This is a genomic window from Desulfomicrobium aestuarii (genome assembly GCF_055385525.1).
In genome coordinates this window covers 2753888-2772217 of record NZ_AP042427.1, presented here as the reverse complement: position 1 = coordinate 2772217, position 18330 = coordinate 2753888, and the positions used below count along the sequence as shown (strand labels likewise).

The window sequence follows — 18330 nt, the reverse complement described above, 5'->3', positions numbered from 1 at the left end:
GAACGGACCAAAGGCCATGGAGAGCGCTCTATGGCCTTTTGTTTTTCGACGCCCCCCTGTATGGAACACTTCGCATGACAACTGACGGCAACAAGCTCCTGCGGGAAATCTGCGCCCTGATCTTCGCCTGCTCCCTGGCGCTGGCCACGCTGGCCCTGTACTCGTTCTCGCCCGAAGACGCGAGTTTCAACCACCAGGCCATGGCCGGGCACAAGACGCGCAATCTGGTCGGCACCCTGGGGGCGTACGTGGCCGGCGGGCTGGTGGACCTCTGCGGCGCGGCCGCCTGGCTGTGGCCGGTCTTTTTCGCCCTGGCCGCCGGCATGCTCTTCTTCCCCCGCTTCAGGCCGTCATGGCTGCGCTGGACCGGGGGCATCCTGCTTGGCGTGATGCTGCCGATCTGGATACATTTCGCGGTCCTGCGGATGGGCCTGCCCGGAACGGGCATGGCCGGCGGAGGCTTCGTCGGGCGCTCGCTCTACGCCCTGCTGCAACGGGTCTTCGGCGACTACGGCTTTGTCCTGGTGGCTGTCTGTCTGACCATGATCGCCCTGCGGCTGCTCATAGGTATGCCGTACCGCGTCGCCGTGGACACGGCCGCGGCCTGGATCGCGGGCGTCCGCGGCTTCGCGTCCAGGGCCGCTGCATGGTTCAGGCCCGCAAAATCCGGGACCGTCGCCCAGACCGCGCCCGCGGAAGATCGCCCGAAGCCGAGAGCGCCGAAGGTCCGCCTGGTCGAGGAGAAGCCGCAGAAGGAATCGTCGGCACCCATGTCCCCCCCGGTGCACGTGGCGCCCAGGGTCCCGAAGCCCACGCCCGCGCCGCGGGCCGACGCATCCGGCGCAAGCCTGCCCCCCATCGATCTCCTGGCCCAGGTCCCGGCCTCGCGCATCACCGTCTCCGCTTCCGTCCTCGACCGGCAGTCCCAGGCCCTGACCGCCTGTTTCGCGGACTTCGGCATCCAGGGCGAGGTTCAGGGCGTGCAGCCCGGGCCCGTCATCACCATGTTCGAATACAAGCCCGCCCCGGGCATCAAGGTCAGCCGCATCGCCGGCATGGGCGACGACCTGTCCCTGGCCCTCAAGGCCCGCGCCGTTCGCATCGTCGCGCCCCTGCCCGGCCGGGACACCGTGGGTATCGAGATTCCCAACGAGCAGCGCCTGACCGTCTACCTGCGCGAGATCATCGCGGACCCCGCCTTCTCCGAAGCCAAGGCCCAGCTGCCCCTGGCCCTGGGCAAGGACATCCAGGGCGTGCCCCGCATCGCCGACCTGGCCAGGATGCCGCATCTGCTCGTGGCCGGCGCCACGGGCGCGGGCAAGTCCGTATGCCTGAATTGCCTGCTCCTGAGCCTCGTCTACCGCAACGACCCCGAGCACGTGAAACTCCTGCTCGTGGACCCCAAGCGCATCGAACTGGCCGTGTACAGCTCCCTGCCGCACCTCGTGCACCCCGTGGTCACGGACATGCACCTGGCCAAGAACGCCCTGGAGTGGGCCGTGTACGAGATGGAGCAGCGCTACGAGGCCATGGCCCGCACCGGCGTGCGCCACATCACGACCTACAACCAGAAGCTCGCCGAGATGGGCGACGACATTCCCGAAGACATGCGGGACCTCAAGCCCTTCCCCTACCTCGTCATCGTCGTCGACGAACTGGCCGACATGATGATGACCGCGGCCAAGGAGGTCGAGGGCAGCATCGTGCGCCTGGCCCAGCTGGCCCGCGCCTCGGGCATCCATCTCATCCTGGCCACCCAGCGCCCATCCGTCGACGTCGTCACGGGCATCATCAAGGCCAACTTTCCCTCCCGCATCGCCTTCCAGGTCAGCTCCAAGCACGACTCCCGCACCATCCTCGACGGTGTCGGCGCCGAATATCTCCTGGGACACGGCGACATGCTCTTCAAGCAGAGCGGCGGCAACATCCAGCGCGTGCACGGCGCCTTCGTCGGCGACGACGAGATCGCCCGCGTCGTGAAGTACTGGGAAAAGCAGCGCCCCCAGCGCTTCGAGTTGGATTTCGCCGACTGGAACACGGGCTGGGAGAACGGCGGCGAAGGCAGCGGCGGGGCCAGCGACGTCCTCGACGACCCTAAGTACGCCGAGGCCATCGAATTCGTCACCGAACAGGGCCGCGCCTCCATCTCCATGATCCAGCGCCGCCTGCGCATCGGCTTCAACCGCGCCGCCCGCTTCATCGAACAGATGGAGATGGACGGCGTCATCGGGCCCCAGGACGGGAGCAAGCCGAGGTTGGTGCGGAAGAAGGATTGAGGGGGGAAGAATGCCTCCGGCGGGCAGGGGACTCGTCCCCTGCACCCCGTTCAGGGGGGCTGGGGACGAGTCAGGATCGTGAGCGGATCGAAAGTGGATGACGTAAGGGTCAGTCTTCATTGATGAGCGCGAAGCGCGGCATGAGCCGCCCTTCGCGCTCGACGTTTTCCAGGAACATGGACACGGGCCTGACCCACAGGCCCGTGTCGTTGTAGAGGGGGCGGTAGACGACCATGTCTTCGAGGCCCTCGCTGTGCCGGGCCGTGCCCAGGACCTCGTACTCGCCGCCCTTGAAGTGGCGGTAGCGGCCCGGGCGCACTGTGTTCGGAACGGTGCCGGTCTCAGCCATGCTTCTTTCCTCCGGTAAAGACTTCCTTGCCGTTCATCCACACCCTGCGCACGTCCAGGACGCCGTCGGCTTCGAGCATCGTGGCGTCCAGATGCGGCTTGCCGTCTTGCGCACCAATGCCCAGGAGCCCGTAGGCGGCCCACAGCATCCGCGCGGCCGCACCCGTGTACCAGCTCCACCCGCCGCGGCCCTCGAAGCCCGGGCCGTGGAAGATGTCGGCCGGCTGCTGGTGGGGCGGCAGTCCGAAGGTCTGCAGTTCCTCGGCTCGGGCATGGGCCAGGGGGGATATCTTCAGCCACACACGCAGGGCGTCGCGGCGCCAACTGGCGGCTGCCTGCAGGTCCCCGGCCTCCGACGCCCGCCGCGCCAGGGCTGCCAGGGCGTCCACCAGCCAGGATGCGCCGTGGGAATACTGGCCGCCGTTTTCGCGCACGCCCGGAGGGTAGTCGGCGATGCGGCCGGGGTAGGGTTTGGAGTCCTCATCGAAGAACGGGGTCAGGAGCAGTACCATGTTTTCCTTTTCCAAACGTTCCAGGCCGGAGCGCAGGGCCGTTTCGCCCTTGATCGGGTCCGTGGCCCCGGAAAGCAGGGGCCAGGAGGAACACAGGGCGTCGGCGTAATCCAGGACTTCCCCGGTATCGGAAACGGCCCGGACGAAATGGTCGCCCCGCCACATCCTGTCCAGGGCCTCGCGCAGCCTGGCGGCCTGGAAACGGTAGCCTTCGGACTTGGCCTTGCCGTAGCGTTCCTCCACCAGCGGGGTGATGGTCCGCAGCACGTCGTGCAGGAAGAAGCCGAGCCAGACGCTCGTCCCCTTGCCGTGCGCACCCACAGCCGAGAGGCCGTCGTTCCAGTCGTGGGCGCCCATGAGAGGGAGGCCGTTGGCGCCCAGGTTCGAGAGGGTCAGGTCGATGCCGCGCACGCAGTGGTCGAGCAGGGTGCCCTGATCCCGCGAAAGGCGCGGCACAAAGGCGATTCCCTCCTGGCCTCGCGGGATCGACGGGCCTTCGATGAACGGGATCGGTTCGGACAGGATGGCGCGGTCACCCGTCACTTCCACGTAGCGGCACGTCATGTAGGCCAGCCACAGGTGCGGGTCCGAGGCCCTGTTGCGGATGCCCAGACCCGTGCGGCCGTCCCACGTCTGGTGCCACCACTGCAGCACGTCGCCGCGCAGGAACTGCTGGCGTGCGTGGAGCAGAATCTGGGCTCTAGCCAGTCTGGGGCGCAGCATGGTCAGGGGAAGGACGTCCTGCAGTTGGTCCCGGAAGCCGTAGGCGCCGCTGCGCTGCTGGGGGCCCAGGCGTCCCCACAGCCTGGCCGTCAGGGTCTGGTAGGGAAGCCATGTGTTGACGAGGCGGTCGAAGGCCGGGCTGTTCGTCTCGACACGGATGGCGCCGAGCATGTCGTGCCACATGGCCCTGGTGCGCCGCAGGGCGGCCAGTACGTCCTCGGTGCGGCGCATGGAGGCCATGAGGCGGCGGCAGTCCCCCTGTTCCGGGGCTTGTCCCACGAGTACGTGCATGTGGGCTTCCCCGCCGGCCGGCACGGTGATGCGGCCGGAAATCGCGGCCACGCGGTACCCGTCGTCATCCTGTTCCAAGTCGGGTTCGCCCGTTTCGACCATCCATGGCGCGAAAATGGTGCGTCCCGCACCCATGAACCGGTTCAGGCTGGTCTCCATGGCCGTGCACGGCAGGCTCGACGACACGAAGGCCCAACCGCGCTGGAATCTGTTCTCCGGGCGGCTGAAGAAGATGACGCCGCCTTCGCGGTCCTCCTCCGTGACGATCTGGCCGAGGGAATCGATGGCCACGTCGGCCAGGATGATCTGCGCGAAGAAGGTCACGTCGTAGGTCACCGCGCTCTCCCCGGCGTTGAAGATGCGCAGGAGTCGGGCCTCCATGGGCTGATCGTGGAGCACGAAGGAAGTCAGTTCCGTCGTGACGGGGCCCATGGCCTTGCGGAAAACGCAGTACCCCAGGCCGAAGGTCACGTTCAGCTCCGCGTTTTTCTCCCGAAAAGGGATGTACGTCGGCGATGTGATGTCGCCCGTTTCCGTGTTGCGCAGGAAGAGGACCTGTCCCGGGTCCTGGGTGGTCATGGAGTCCGGGGCGAAGGGGGTCAGGGCGTTCTGCTGCGAGTTGCCCATGAACGAGGTGAAGGACCCGTCGTTGGTGACCAGCGTGCCGTACCCCAATTCGTTGACCATGAGATGGGCCCAGCGACGCGGGGTCTTCCATCCCAGGTGGAGTTCCTCCCCGTCCTCCGAGAAGCTGAAGGCGCTTTCCGGCGCCGGGTGGAGCATCTCCTCGACGGAGGGTTCCCGGATTTCGCGGGGGGTGCAGGCGGGCTTTCGCGGATGGGGCCGGGCTTCGCCTGCCGCGTTCAGGATGCGGCGCAGCATCTGTTCCCCTTCCTCCGCCGACGCGGCGTACCCGTCGACGAATACCGCCTCGACCGTTTCGCCGGGCTCGAGTTCGAAACGCAGAAAGAGGCTCGCGATGGGGTCGAAGGTGTAGTGCAGGTCCGCATTGTCGGCCTGCAGCGGTGGACGGTGCAGCCCGTCGGGGTCGCGCAGGGTCCGGTCGCCGACAAAGGCCATGCGGCTGTCCTGATAGCCGAGCAGCGAAACTCGGGAATCCGGGACCTGCGCCGCATGGAAATAGACCTCGGGTGAAGGCCGCGGGCCGCCGGCAGAAGAACCTGCGGTCTTGATCATCCGGTTGCGGGCGAAGACGGCCTGAAGCCCCGGCACGAACCAGGTCGCGATGTGCTGTCTGTTGTAGAAGGGGTGGCGCAGCTGGGGGTTGGGGTCGTTGAGGCAGATTTCCCGGTAGGTAACCAGGTCGATCCGCCGGGCCTTCGTCCCCGTGTTCGTCAGGCGGACGCGCCAGATCTCGGCGTTCAGGTCCGCCGGGACGTGCACGTCGGCTTCGGTCTCGATGTCCTGGCACCGGCAGCTCAGGCTGACCGAGAGGGGTGAGGTGCGCTCGACGGTGGTTTGGGCGTCGTCGCGCGTGATGGGGCGGAAGCCGAGGGTCCACGGTTCCCGGCCCTCCTCCTTCAGGTAGAGGAATTTGCCGGCGTTGTGGGCGCGGGACGTGGGGCGGTTGGTCAGGTCGTACTCCGCGCCGTGCCTGACGGAGCTGAAGACGCGGCTGTACCCCCGGCCGTCCTGGGTGAAAACTGCTGTGTACACGCCGTTGCACAGGGCGATCTCGTCCGCCGGGCGGAAGCCTGGCCGTTGCAGGCCGCAGGCGACGCACATGTCGCCGGTCGGCTGCTTGCGGTGGCGTACCCTGACGATGCTGACCGCGAAAGCGGTGACGGCGAAGACGGCGATGAGCGCGGCCAGGGGCGAGGCCTGGCCCTGTCCCGTTTTCTGGATGGCTTCGGCGCCGTCCCAGACATGGGCCCAGTCCGCGCCCATGGGCAGGAAGAAGGGGATGAGCAGCGGGGCCCACGTTGCGAAGCGGCGCAGGGCCTCGGGGATGCAGCGCGTGCGGCCGGCGTGCCCCTGAAAGCGCGCCATGAGTTCGTCCAGAGCGTCGCCGCCGACAAAGGACAGGTTGACCAGGGTGGCCACGCGCAGGCCCATGTGGTCGAACCAGATGAGGATGCGTACCCAGTCGTAGGCCAGGAGGTGCAGGAAGGTCTCGATGCTCCAGCCTCGGAAGGCCTCGGGCGTGAGGACGATGCTCTGCCAGATGGCGGCCATGGTGCGGAAGGCGCCGTCCTGGTTGTACCAGGTGGGGTCCGGGGAGATGCGCAGCAGGGAGTAGATGACCGGCGCCATCCACAGTCCCCAGCGCAGGACTCGCACGGTCTGCTCGGCGATGGCGATGACGCCCTGGCGGCTGGCCATGAGGCGCACCGGCGCCCAGCTGCGGGCGAAGAGGGCCGTCAGGAAGAAGAAGTTGACGCTGAAGAGCGGGGCGGCCAGGGACCAGTTGATGACGCCCGACACGGACTCGTTGAAGAGCAGCCGTGCGCTGCCGGTCTGGGGGCCGAGGTTCATGGCGCCCCATTTGCTGAACAGCGGGTAGATGACGTAGTCCTGTGGGTTCTGGACGTGCAGGGTGACGTACATGCGGAATTTGTTCAGCACCACGGCGGACTGGCTGGGGTCCACATACCAGGCGATGGCCCCGCCCACGAAGCCGCCCAGCAGCGTCCCGTTCAGGTAGACGCGCCAGCTCTGCAGGCGTTGCCTCCTGCCCCGGAGTTTTTCCTGCAGGTCCGTGAGCATGCCTGCGCCCGCAAAGGCCACGGCCCCCATGCCAGCCCCCATCAGGAAGCGGGTTCCCGGGGTTTCGTGCATGAGAGTCTGAACCGGGACGAGATGCAGGCCTAGTCCCAGCAGCGCCCCGCGCAGGTAAAGATGGGGGCGGCAGGCGTTGCCCAGGAGACGGGAGAAGAAGGCAGGACTGCCGTCGAATGTTTCGAGGATGGTTTTGGCCAGGGGCATGAACACTGCGCCCACGGCCAGATGCGTCGCCAGGGGGATGGTCAGCCTGGCCGCCTCCAGCAGGGACGACTCGGCCATGGCCTGGACCAGGAACAAGAGCCCCAGGAACAGGGCGCTGTAGACCGCGCCCTTGCCCAAGCCCTCCCGGAAGTGGTGCGCTCCCCAGTATCCCGCGGGCCGCCGTCCCTTGAGGGCGTCCATGAGCAGGCCGGTCATGAGGAAGGTCTGGCTCCACAGCCCCGCCTGGGCCACGGCCACTGCGGCGATGGCGGCCAGGACGGAAAGGCCCAGAGGCAGGGATGCGGTGGCCTGGGACGAGCCGAGGTCGGCGGCCAGGGGGCTCAGGCCGGCCAGTGCGGCGCTGCCGGCCAGCAGGACGAAGGTCTTCGGTTCGCGCAGCAGGCCGCCGATGCACAGGGCGTTGAGCATGACGGCCGAGAAGATGTTGAACGCCGCCAGGACCATGATCCGACCGCCGAGTTCCAGGGCGCGGGGAGACAGGACGTCCAAGCCGGGCAGGGCGCCTGCCAGCTGCTGGAGCAGGTGCGGCGACTGCAGGAGCAGGAGCCAGTTGAAGACGAAGGGCACGGCCAGGAGGCTAATCTGGGCCAGAAGGGAAGGATGGCGTCCCTTGCGGGCCAGGGAGATGGCCACGAGAAGGATCTGGGCCAGGGCGAAGAACGCGGCGCACAGGGGGCCCAGCCTGAGCAGGTCGGGCCAGGCCGCCGGGGCCTGCCAGATGATGACGTGGGGATTCATCGCCAGCACCAGCGCGCCCGGGATCAGGAAGTCGCCCAGTGCCGCCGGGAGGCTCGGCAGACGGTGGGTGGTGATCAGCGTGAGCCCGGCCGCCGTCAGCAACCCGATGGCACCGGCCAGAGTGGCCACGGCCGCCGGCGTGGCCGGGAAGGGCTCCGGTGGCTGCATCCCGAACACGAGGGCGGCGGCGGGAGCGAAAAGGATCAGTATTGCGCAGAATCCGAGTCGGGAGGACCAAGGCAGGGCGGGAGATATGTTCACGTGGTGTCCGCTTTGTCTGAAGGTGGGGGAACTGCTGCTGCGAACGTCTTCGGCGAAGGTGCGCTGCGATGGGTATTCTTGTCATCTGTCGGTGGCGAATTCAAGACTTGCGTTGCCCTGGAAAGCGCAGATACACGTGAGGGATGCGCCGGCCGGATGGGTTTTCGCCTGCGGGGAACTCTCGCAGGGTTTTCCTTTGGACGGTGAATGTGTGACGCCGCGGGCGGAAAGGAGATGTATGGATTCCGATACGCAAGGGTTGGTCATGTCCCTGGGTGATTTTCTGCGGAGCCGCGGCTGCCGCATGGCCACGGCCGAATCCTGCACGGGCGGTCTGGCGGCCAGCACCCTGACGGACGTGGCCGGGAGTTCCGATTGGTTCGAGGGCGGCGTGGTGGCCTACGACAACCGCATCAAGATGCGCCTGCTGGCCGTGCCGGAAGAGGTCCTTGTCCGCAACGGGGCCGTCAGCCGGGAGTGCGTCGAGGCCATGGTCCTGGGCGTGTGCGATCTCATGCGCGTGCCGGTGGGCGTGGCCATCTCGGGCATCGCCGGGCCCGGCGGGGGAAGCCCCGAGAAGCCTGTCGGCACGGTCTGGATGGCCTGGAAGTGTTTCGACCGGGTCTGGAGCCGCGTCTTCCTGTTTCAGGGGCAGCGTAGGGAGATCAAGGCTCAGAGCGTTCATGCCGCCATTTCCGGCCTGGCTCGCGCATGAAAAACGGCGCCTCTGACGAAGCGCCGCAAAAAAACGGGAGAAGTGGCCTCGGAACCGGGTGTCAGTTCAGGTAGTCGCCGCGGTTGAATTTGAATTCTTCCGTGGTAGCCAGGATGTCGAGTTCTTCGACCATGCTTTCGAGGTTCTGGCCCAGCCCGGGTTTGCGGGCCAGGTCCGATTTGACATCCCGGATGTCCTGACGAATGTCTGCGAGGAGGTTGTAGCCCTCGCGCAGGTCGCCGTCCGCCGCGCCGATGATCTGGGAATAATTTTCCCATTTGGAAAGCAGGGAACTCATCTTGTCCATGATCGTCTGCTCTGTGGGTTGGGTCAGCATGGCGGCCTGTAGGGCCTGGTCGAGCCGTACCACCGGACCGGTCGGCGTCGCGGCCGTACCGGCCGTGATGGAGTCCGACTGGAGTTCCTGGGCCAGGGCCTGCGCGAACCCTTCTCCGGATGCGTTCCGGGCCGCGTTTTTTTGTTGGAGCTGCAGGGCAGCCAATTGATCCGAGGTGATTTTCATGGCCATCTCCTTCCTTTTTCAACCCAGTGAAGCAAAGTCCCTGCCAAGATCGGATTATGTCGCAACATATTGAATCGGAAGATTTTCGTTTGTCCGTGTGGGCAAGGTTTGCCGGGGGCGGCCATCCGCTGCGTCTCCTGTCCCCTACCAGTCGCGCGGGACTGCGGTCAATGCGCGCGGCGGCGGAGTGCCCGTGGACCTGATATGGGAAACCGAAGTCCGCATGCTGCTTGGCGGGGGCCTGGTGGTCTACCCGACCGAAACATTCTACGCGCTGGGCTGCCTGGCCACCCTGCACGCATCCGTCGAGCGCGTCACGGCCGCCAAGGGCCGGCCTGACGGCAAGCCGCTGCCCATAATCGTCTCGGGCTGGGACATGGCCGCGCGCTACCTGCGCTTGAGCGGGGCCGCGCTCGAACTGGCCCACGCGTTCTGGCCCGGATCACTGTCCATCGTCGTCCCGGTGGACGTTTCCGTGAGCCCCCTGGCCCGCGACCGGCATGGCCGGTCCGCCGTGCGCATGAGTCCGCATCCCGTGGCCGCGCGCCTGTGCCTCGAAGCCGGGGCTCCGCTCATCTCCTCCAGCGCCAATATCAGCGGACGTCCCCCGGCCTGTCGCCCGGGGGATCTCGATCCCGAACTCCTGCGCGCATCCGGGGCGCTGGTGATGGAGGAGACACCCTGGCCCGCCGGAGGCCTGCCCTCGACGCTGGCCGAAGTTGTCGGCGGTCATGCGGTACGCATCCTGCGCGAGGGCGCCGTGTCGGCCTCGAGCATCGGTGAAGCCGGATTCGATGTGCTTGCAGAGTAAAAATTCTTGAATTGTCGTTGGCGGCCCACGGGGGTTGAGGAAATGTTGGTTAAAAAATTTGAATTTGGTTTATCGGGGAGATGGCTGGGCGCGCAGGGGTTGTGGTTATGTATTTCAGTGCATTAGGGGTGTATTTTTGTTTTTTTGGCTTTGTGGCTGCTTTGGCCCGCCCCTTGCTAATACCATCATAACTTCCTCTTTTTGCCAAAACCGGCTCCCGCACCGCAAGGTCCGGGGGCCGGTTTTGTTTGAGCCCCCTGCATTGCCCTCCCGGTAGGCCGGCCGAACCTCACCGCACTCGGACGCGCACTCTTCAGGCACGACGGCCCTTTGAGCGACATCGTGTTACGATTTCGCGTACGCAACTTTCCCGCTTCAAGTCCTGAAAAAATGGTGCTACCTGTGAGGCAGCATGAAACAGGATCAGAACCGAAAATCGTCCAAGCGGGCCGCAGCGCCGCTCTTCACCGTGCCCTGCGCGCAGTGCGGCGCCCCTTCGACACCGCGTAACCCGTTTCCCACGGTGGACATCGTGCTCTACCGCGACGGCCAGGGGGTTCTGCTCATCGAACGCCGCAACCCGCCTCACGGCTGGGCCTTGCCCGGCGGCTTCATCGACTACGGCGAGAGCGCGGAGCAGGCGGCGGTCCGGGAGGCTTTTGAGGAAACCGGCCTCGAGGTGCGTCTCACCGGGTTGCTGGGCGTCTATTCCGAACCCGATCGCGACCCGCGCTTTCATACGTTGAGCGTGGCCTTCATCGCCGTGGCCGACGGGAATCAGACTCCGCAGGCCGGGGATGACGCAGGGAACGTGCGGTTCTTCCCCTTGGACGAGCTGCCCGACATGGCCTTCGACCACCGCAGGATCGTCGACGACTTTGCCAGGAGGCTCGCACCCAACCCATGATCACGCCGCCACACGACATCGTCTTTCTGACGTCGGAAATCTATCCCTTCTCCAAATCAGGAGGTCTGGCCGACGTCATGGGCATTCTGCCCTTGACCCTCTTGCGAATGGGCGTGCGCGTCGCCGTCATCACGCCTTTCTACGGCCGGTTGTCCACGGGTCAGTACCCCGTGCATCTGGTCCACGAGAACTGCCCGGTGGGCTACCCGTGGCCGGACACCACGGCGGACATCTATCAGGCCGACTATCATGGCCTGCCCGTCTACTTCGTCGAACGCGGCGAATATTTCGACCGCCGCAACTACTACTGCACCGAAAAGGGCGACTACTTCGACAACTGCGAGCGCTTCATCTTTTTCTGCCGCGCCGCCCTGAGCGCCATCCGGCACCTGGACATGCGTGCGCGCATCGTCCACGCCCAGGACTGGCACGCAGCCCTGGCCGCGGCCTACCTGGCCTTCTGGCGCCGCAGCGACCCCTTCTGGGCCGGGGTGCGCACCGTCATGTCCATCCACAACCAGGCCTTTCAGGGCCGGTTCTCCTACCGGCTGTTCGAGCAGTCCGGCCTGCCCCTGGAAGCCTGGAACATGGAAGGGGTGGAATTCTACAACAGCTTCAACCTGCTCAAGGCCGGCATCGCCTATGCGGACAAGATCACCACGGTCAGCCCTAGCTACGCCCGCGAGATCATGACCCCGGAGTTCGGGTGCGGCCTGGAGGGCATCCTGTCCCGCCGCAGCGCGGATCTCGTCGGCATCCTGAACGGCGCGGACTATTCCATCTGGAGCCCCGAGAACGACCCGGTCCTGGAGTGCACCTACTCGGCCCTGAACCCGGACGGCAAGCAGGCCTGCAAGGCCTATCTGCTCGACATGCTCGGCCTTTCGCCGGGGCTCGAACATCGCCCCGTGCTCGGCTTCATCGGCCGACTCCGCGGGCAAAAGGGCATCGACATCGTCCTCGACATCGTCCCGGAGCTCATGAAGCTCAATGTGGGGCTCGTGGTTCTGGGCGAGGGCAAGGCCGAGTACGAAGCGCGTCTCATGAGCATCATGGAGGACTACCCGACGCGGGTGTCGGCCATCATCGGCTATACCGAGGAACTGTCCCACGTCATCCAGGCCGGCTCGGACATCTTCCTCATGCCGTCGCGCTACGAGCCTTGCGGCCTGACCCAGATGTACAGCCTGAGCTACGGCACCCCGCCCGTAGCCACGGCCGTGGGCGGCCTGCGCGACACCATCGTTCCCTATCCGGCCGATGGCGCCAACGGTTTCATTTTCGACAGCCCTTCGCCCGCGGCCCTGCTTGCGGCGGCGCGGGAGGCCGTGCGCGTCTGGGAAGACCGGGCCGCCTGGCAGCGGATTCAGGTCAACGCCATGACGACGCGTTTTTCCTGGGAAAATTCGGCACGAAAATACATGGATGTCTACGTGTCCCTGCACGGGGACCTCGCATCACAGTGGAGGATATGATGAGCATCGAGAAGAAATATCTGAAGACCAAGAACGTCTGCAGGACGACATTCCGCATCCCGTCGCAGGCGGCGGGCGAGGCCAAGACCGCCTTCCTGGTGGGCGAATTCAATGACTGGTCCATGCACGCCACGCCCATGAAGCGGCTCAAGGACGGCTCCTTCAAGGTCGAGGTGGACCTGCCCATAGGCGCTTCCTACCAGTTCCGCTACCTGCTCGACGACGACCGCTGGGAGAATGATTGGAACGCCGATACGTATTGCTACAGCGAGTTCGGCAACTGCGAGAATTCCGTGGTCGAAGTGTGATCGCGAGCGAATTCTCGGTACTCGATTATCGCTTGGCGATTGCTTTTTGGCCCTGAAAACCGTAGTTCTGCCCTGTTTTCACACTCGTACACAAGGAGCAGGCTATGGACGCGCAACAACCCGCCTACAAGGATATCGCGCCCCGGTTGAGGGGGCTCCGTGACGCCATGGACATGACCGTGGAGGAAGTGGCCGCCCAGGTCGGCGCCTCGGCCGACGACGTCCGCAACTACGAGTCGGGCGAACACGAAATCCCGGTCAGCTACCTTTTCAACGTCGCCCAGGCCTTCCAGGTCGACCTGACCGTGCTCATGTCCGGCAAGGAAGCGCACCTGCACACCGCCTCCCTGGTCCGCAAGGGCAAGGGCATGAGCGTGGAGCGCCGCAAGGACTACGACTACAAGAGCCTCGCCTACCGCTTCGTCGGCCGCAAGATGGAGCCCTTCATCGTCACCGTCCCGCCCAAGGAAAAGTCCGAACTCAAGTTCAACGAGCACCCCGGGCAGGAGTTTATCTACGTGCTGGCGGGCAAGCTCGAAATCACCCTGGCCGACGCCGTCCATGTCATGGAGCCCGGCGACAGCCTCTACTTCACCTCGCGTACCCCGCACGCCCTGCGTGGTCTGGACGGCCGACCGGCCGAGTTTCTGGACGTGATTATCTAGGGGCCAGGCCCGTGCCTGTCCCCCTGAGCCGCATCGTCCCGAACTTCTGAATCCACCACCACCGGAGCACATATGCACACCAAACTGCGCCCCACGTCCTATGAAGAGTTCCAGGCCTCCTTCGCTCTGGCCATCCCCGCCAAATACAATTTCGCCTTCGACATGGTCGACGCCGCGGCCGTCCAGGACCCGGACCGCCTGGCCATGGTCCACGTCGACGACGCCGACGTGCGCCGCGAGTACACCTTCGGCTATTTTTCCGAGCAGTCCTCCCGGCTGGCGGGCGCCCTGAAAAACCTGGGCATCGGCCGCGGCGACAAGGTCATGATCATCCTGCACCGCCGCGTGGAGTTCTGGACCGTCATGCTCGCCCTGCACAAGCTCGGCGCCCTGGGCGTGCCGTCCCCGGCCCTGCTGACGGCCAAGGACATCACCTACCGCGTCAACTTCGCCTCCATCAAGGGCGCCATCGTCGACACTTCCGTGCGCGCCACCGTGGAGGCCGCCCAGCCGGACTGCCCGTCCCTGACCACGCTGGTCATGGCCGGCCTGGAGCAGGCCGAAGGGAACTGGCAGAGCTTCTCCGAAATCGTCGCCAAGGCCTCCCCGAGCTTCCCCCGCCCGGCCGACGCGGCCTGCGGCGAGGACCCGGCCACCATCTTCTTCTCCTCCGGCACCACCGGACACCCCAAGATGGTCCTGCACAATTTCAACTACCCCTTCGGCCACGTCATGACCGGCTCCTACTGGCACGACATCGAGCCCGGCAACCTGCACCTGACCCTGGCCGACACGGGCTGGGCCAAGTCCGTGTGGGGCAAGTTCTACGGCCAGTGGCTGGCCGGCGGCGTGGTCTTTGTCTGGGATTTCCGCGGCAAGTTCGAGCCGGCCAGGCTCCTGAAGATCATCGCCGACCACAAGGTCACCAATTTCTGCGCCCCGCCGACGGTCTACCGCTTCCTCGTCCGCGAGGACCTCACGGCCTACGACCTCTCGGCCCTGCGCCACTGCACCACGGCCGGCGAGCTCCTGAACGACAGCGTCTTCACCACCTGGGTCGAGAAGCTCGGCATGCCCATCTATGAAGGCTACGGCCAGACCGAGACCACCCTGCAGATCGCCACCTTCCCCTTCATGAAGCCCAAGGCCGGCTCCATCGGCAAGCCCTGCCCGGGCTGGGACATCCGCCTGCTCGACGAGAACGACGAGCCCTGCCCGCCCGGCGTGGAAGGCGAAATCTGCATCGGCATCGACCCCAAGCGGCCCGTGGGCCTCTTCTCCTGCTACCTGCAGGACGAGGCCAAAACCCAGAGCGTCATGTACGGCGGCTACTACCGTACCGGCGACAAGGCCTGGATGGACGAGGACGGCTACTTCTGGTTCCTGGGCCGCATCGACGACCTTATCAAGAGCTCGGGCTACCGCATCGGGCCCTTCGAGGTCGAAAGCGCCCTCATCACCCACCCGGCCGTGGTCGAAGCCGCCGTCACCGGCGTGCCCGACCCCGACCGCGGTCAGGCCGTCAAGGCCACCGTCACCCTGGCCGCCGGCTACGAGCCGTCCGACGCCCTGACCAAGGAACTCCAGAACCATGTCAAGAAAGTGACCGCGCCCTACAAGTACCCGCGCATCGTCGAATACGTGAAGGAACTGCCCAAGACCATCAGCGGCAAGATCAAACGCGCCGAGATCCGGGCCAAGGATACCGGGAAGGCGTAGGGGAGAGGGGGGAAGAGCGGGGCCCTGCCCCGCGCCCCGCAAGGGGCTCGCCCCTTGACCCGGGTTTGGGGGGATTGATTTTGAGGCCATGCGGTTGCGTGGCCTTTTTTTTGCTGAACCGTGGGTATGACGTCATTTTTCCTTCGCCGTGTGCCCTGGTCTCCCGTCGTTACGAGGAATGTCCCATGAGGGTGTGGATCTTCTACCCGCCCCTCAAGACCATGTCCGGCGGGTGCATGGTGCTCCTGCAGATCGCCCGGCAGTTGCTGGCCATGGGGCGCCTTGGCGGCGTTCTGTATTGGGAGGCTGCGCCCGAGGGGCTTGATTTTGTTGACATCCCGTGGATGCGCGCAGGACAGGTCCGTATGGCCCCGGAGGATGTCTTCCTGGTGCCTGAGGGCTGGCCCAACGCCCTGGTTTTCGGATTCCGTGCACGGTGCCGGACCTTGGTCTACTGCCAGAACTGGGCCTATCTTTTTCATGGACTGGACGCGGGAGTGCGCTGGCGCGATCTGCCCGTGGACTTCGTGGCCGTGTCCGACCCCGTGGCGTGGCACCTGGAGCAGGTGCTGGGCAGACGGCCGGGCATCATCCGGCCGGCCATCGAGACGGCGGTGTTCCATCCGGGTGAGGCCAAGCCCGAAGGGCTGGTGCGTATCGGCTTCATGCCGCGCAAGAACAGGGCCCTGGCGGATCAGGTCCGGCGCATTTTCGAGGAGAGAAACCCGGACGCTGTTGTGGAATGGGTGCCCATTCAGGGTCTGGACAGGGATGGGGTGGCCGGGATGTTGCGTTCGTGCCACGTCTTCCTGGCCACGGGTTTCCCCGAGGGCTTCGCACTGCCGCCTCTCGAGGCCATGGCCTGCGGCTGTCTGTGCGCAGGCTTCACGGGGTTCGGGGGGTGGGACTACATGCGGCCGGTCGAAGCCGGAAGCTTTTCGCCGCAGGGCTATGCGCTCAGGGCGGTGCCTTGGGGCGGCAATGGCTGGTGGGCAGCGGACGGGGATGTGCTGGGTGCGGCTTTGGGGCTGGAGAGGGCCTTGGCGGCGATCCTTACCGGCGAGAAGGTGGTCTCCGCGATGCGGAACGGGGCTGCGAGCGCTACGGCGTACAATGCCGACGCGCAAGCGGCGGAAATCCTGGCGGCGCTGGACGCGGAGCGAGCGCTGAGGGCGGTTCGATCATGAACCATGGACTGCGCAGGCTGCCCCGGATTCTGCTGCTGTCTTCGCGGCAGCATCTCGTGGCCGAACTGGCCGCAGGCTGCCGCGCCATCGGCATCGAACACGCCAGCCTATTTCTAGGCGATGTCTCGTCGGCTGCCGAACTGGAAACGCGCCTCTTGGCGGCCGTGAACTCTCTGCGACCGGATTTTCTGCTGACCATCAATCATTCGGGTCTGGACCGGGAAGGCCTCGTCAGCGGCCTGTGCCGACATGTTGGCATGCCTCTGCTCAGCTGGTTCGTGGATCGGCCCGAGCTTTTTCTGCCAGCGTACGCCAATCTTGAGAACCCGTGTCTGGCCTACGCCGTCTGGGATGCCGACGCCGTGGACGGCCTCATGGCCATGGCTGGGGGCCGCGTATTTCATCTGCCGTTGGGGGCTGATCTGTCTCGCATCGAGTTCCTGCCCCAGGCGCGGCACGACCGCGACGTGGCATTCGTGGGCAATTCCATGCAGACCGCAGCAGAGAGGAGCTGGAATGTGGCTGGTCGGCCTGAGGACGAGCGGGTTTTCTGGGATTCGCTAGCGGTGGGGTTTGCCGCCAGCGAACTGAAAGATGTTTGGGAATATCTGCGGCAGGAATGGCCGGATGCCTGGGAGCGCAGGCTCGCTCTGGACATCGAAGAGGCGACGGCCCTGGATGCATTCCTGTACTGGCGTTCCACCCAACACTACCGGACCCACTGCGTGCGCGAACTACTCCCCTTTGCCCCCGTGGTCGCGGGGGACGCCCGGTGGCTGGAACTGCTCGGCCACGGGTCGTGGACGCATGGCGGACCCTTGAACTACTATGCGGAACTTCCCGTTTTCTACCGGCTGACCGGAATCAATTTCAACACGACCAGCATGCAGATGAAAGGCGCCCTCAATCAGCGCGTGTTTGACGTGCCCGCCAGCGGCGGCTTTCTGCTGACCGACAGGCGCGACCAGATGTCGGCGGCCTTCGAGGAAGGGACGGAGGTCGTCTGCTATGATTCGCCCGAGGAAATCGGCGATCTCGTGCGGCATTACCTCGGGAATCCGGCCGCCAGGCTGCGCATTGCCGCCAGAGCCAGGAGGCGGATCGAGGGGGAGCACTCCTACGGCCATCGCGTGGCGGACATCTGCAAAAACATGCGGACCATGTTCGGGACGCCAGCATGAACCTCTTTACCGTCATATTGCACTACGGGGCGGTGGAGCGGACCATGCGCCTGCATCGCCAGCTGCTCGCCAGCGATCCCGGGGAGCGGGACAGGATTCTGGTTTTCGACAACTGTGCCGCACAGCCGTACCCTCAAGCCTGGATTTGCTCCGATCGCAACCTCTACTGGGCCGGGGCGTTCGAGGTCGTCGTGACGGCATTGGCGGCCCGCAGGGCGACTCATGTCTGGTTTCTGAACAATGACCTGGAGTTCGTGACCAAGCCTCCGGTCATCGGGAGGGTGCGGGAGCGGCTGACCAGGGCGGAGCGGTTGCTCGGTTCGGTAGGAGTCTATTCGCCAGCCGTGACGAGCAATCCGTACCACCCGCAGATGGTCGAACTGCGCGGCGGCCAGTTCCGCCAGACGCGTTATGTGGACGGGATCGCGCCCCTGGTCAGCCTCGAGTTCTGGCGCAAGGCCGGGGGGCTCGACCATGAAGGCAACCCCTACGGCTATGGCGTGGACGTATGGTTTTCGAGCCGATCTGAAGAGTTCGGGTTTTTCTGCGTCGTGGACCACCAAGTGGTGATCCGGCACAGGTACCATTCCACGGCCCGTGAAGTGGACGGGTTCCTGGAGAAGGCCGCGGCCGCGGAAAAATCATACCTGACTCGGCGGTTGGGTCACGATTACCGGGCGGTGATGGAGCGGATGGCCGCGGATTATCGGGAGTTGGGGTAAA

At 65.6% G+C, this 18330-nt stretch carries 14 protein-coding genes; 11 read left to right on the top strand and 3 right to left on the bottom strand.

All coding sequences use genetic code 11. The features are described 5' to 3' along the window. The first annotated feature begins 74 nt into the window (after positions 1–74). The gene (locus tag ACZ5AC_RS12565; protein WP_464247944.1) at positions 75–2276 is read left to right on the top strand and encodes a DNA translocase FtsK; all 2202 of its coding nucleotides are present in this window, start codon (positions 75–77) and stop codon (positions 2274–2276) included. Between the two features lie 109 nt (positions 2277–2385). Here ACZ5AC_RS12565 and ACZ5AC_RS12560 read toward each other — a convergent pair whose 3' ends face one another. Next, positions 2386–2625, bottom strand: coding sequence for a DUF1653 domain-containing protein (locus ACZ5AC_RS12560; RefSeq protein WP_464247943.1), 240 nt, complete (start codon positions 2623–2625; stop codon positions 2386–2388). Further along, positions 2618–8116, bottom strand: a complete 5499-nt coding sequence (locus ACZ5AC_RS12555; protein ID WP_464247942.1) for a GH36-type glycosyl hydrolase domain-containing protein — start codon at positions 8114–8116, stop codon at positions 2618–2620. Before ACZ5AC_RS12555 ends, ACZ5AC_RS12560 begins: the two co-directional genes overlap by 8 nt. Before the next feature lie 238 nt (positions 8117–8354). On the opposite strand from ACZ5AC_RS12555, the gene ACZ5AC_RS12550 reads away from it, so the two are divergent. After that, positions 8355–8831 carry a CinA family protein gene (locus ACZ5AC_RS12550; protein WP_464247941.1) on the top strand — a complete coding sequence of 159 codons (477 nt, stop codon included), beginning with the start codon at positions 8355–8357 and terminating at the stop codon, positions 8829–8831. Positions 8832–8892: 61 nt separating this feature from the next. Here the strand turns inward: ACZ5AC_RS12550 and ACZ5AC_RS12545 are convergent, their stop codons facing one another. Beyond that, positions 8893–9354 (bottom strand): hypothetical protein, encoded by a 462-nt coding sequence (locus tag ACZ5AC_RS12545; RefSeq protein WP_464247940.1) that lies wholly within the window; start codon positions 9352–9354, stop codon positions 8893–8895. Between the two features lie 193 nt (positions 9355–9547). On the opposite strand from ACZ5AC_RS12545, the gene ACZ5AC_RS12540 reads away from it, so the two are divergent. From ACZ5AC_RS12540 to ACZ5AC_RS12500, 9 genes are all read left to right on the top strand, one after another. Beyond that, positions 9548–10165: an L-threonylcarbamoyladenylate synthase gene (locus ACZ5AC_RS12540; RefSeq protein ID WP_464247939.1), complete on the top strand. Its 618-nt coding sequence runs from the start codon at positions 9548–9550 to the stop codon at positions 10163–10165. 412 nt (positions 10166–10577) lie between these two features. Continuing rightward, entirely contained in the window at positions 10578–11072 is a 495-nt protein-coding gene (locus ACZ5AC_RS12535) for an NUDIX domain-containing protein (RefSeq protein WP_464247938.1), read from the top strand. Further along, positions 11069–12547: a glycogen synthase GlgA gene (gene glgA, locus ACZ5AC_RS12530; RefSeq protein WP_464247937.1), complete on the top strand. Its 1479-nt coding sequence runs from the start codon at positions 11069–11071 to the stop codon at positions 12545–12547. Before ACZ5AC_RS12535 ends, glgA begins: the two co-directional genes overlap by 4 nt. Further along, the gene (locus ACZ5AC_RS12525) at positions 12547–12855 is read left to right on the top strand and encodes an isoamylase early set domain-containing protein (RefSeq protein ID WP_464247936.1); all 309 of its coding nucleotides are present in this window, start codon (positions 12547–12549) and stop codon (positions 12853–12855) included. The genes glgA and ACZ5AC_RS12525 overlap by 1 nt, the downstream gene beginning before the upstream one ends. 104 nt (positions 12856–12959) lie before the next feature. Continuing rightward, positions 12960–13520 (top strand): helix-turn-helix domain-containing protein, encoded by a 561-nt coding sequence (locus tag ACZ5AC_RS12520; protein WP_464247935.1) that lies wholly within the window; start codon positions 12960–12962, stop codon positions 13518–13520. A gap of 72 nt (positions 13521–13592) precedes the next feature. Next, the gene (locus ACZ5AC_RS12515) at positions 13593–15239 is read left to right on the top strand and encodes an AMP-binding protein (RefSeq protein ID WP_464247934.1); all 1647 of its coding nucleotides are present in this window, start codon (positions 13593–13595) and stop codon (positions 15237–15239) included. Between the two features lie 185 nt (positions 15240–15424). Then, on the top strand, positions 15425–16426 hold the full coding sequence (locus ACZ5AC_RS12510; RefSeq protein WP_464247933.1) for a glycosyltransferase family protein: 1002 nt from the start codon (positions 15425–15427) through the stop codon (positions 16424–16426). Then, positions 16423–17607: a glycosyltransferase family protein gene (locus ACZ5AC_RS12505; RefSeq protein WP_464247932.1), complete on the top strand. Its 1185-nt coding sequence runs from the start codon at positions 16423–16425 to the stop codon at positions 17605–17607. Before ACZ5AC_RS12510 ends, ACZ5AC_RS12505 begins: the two co-directional genes overlap by 4 nt. Further along, a complete protein-coding gene (locus tag ACZ5AC_RS12500; RefSeq protein WP_464247931.1) occupies positions 17604–18329 on the top strand; it encodes a glycosyltransferase family protein in 726 nt (241 codons plus the stop codon). The genes ACZ5AC_RS12505 and ACZ5AC_RS12500 overlap by 4 nt, the downstream gene beginning before the upstream one ends. The last annotated feature ends 1 nt before the right edge of the window (position 18330 follow it).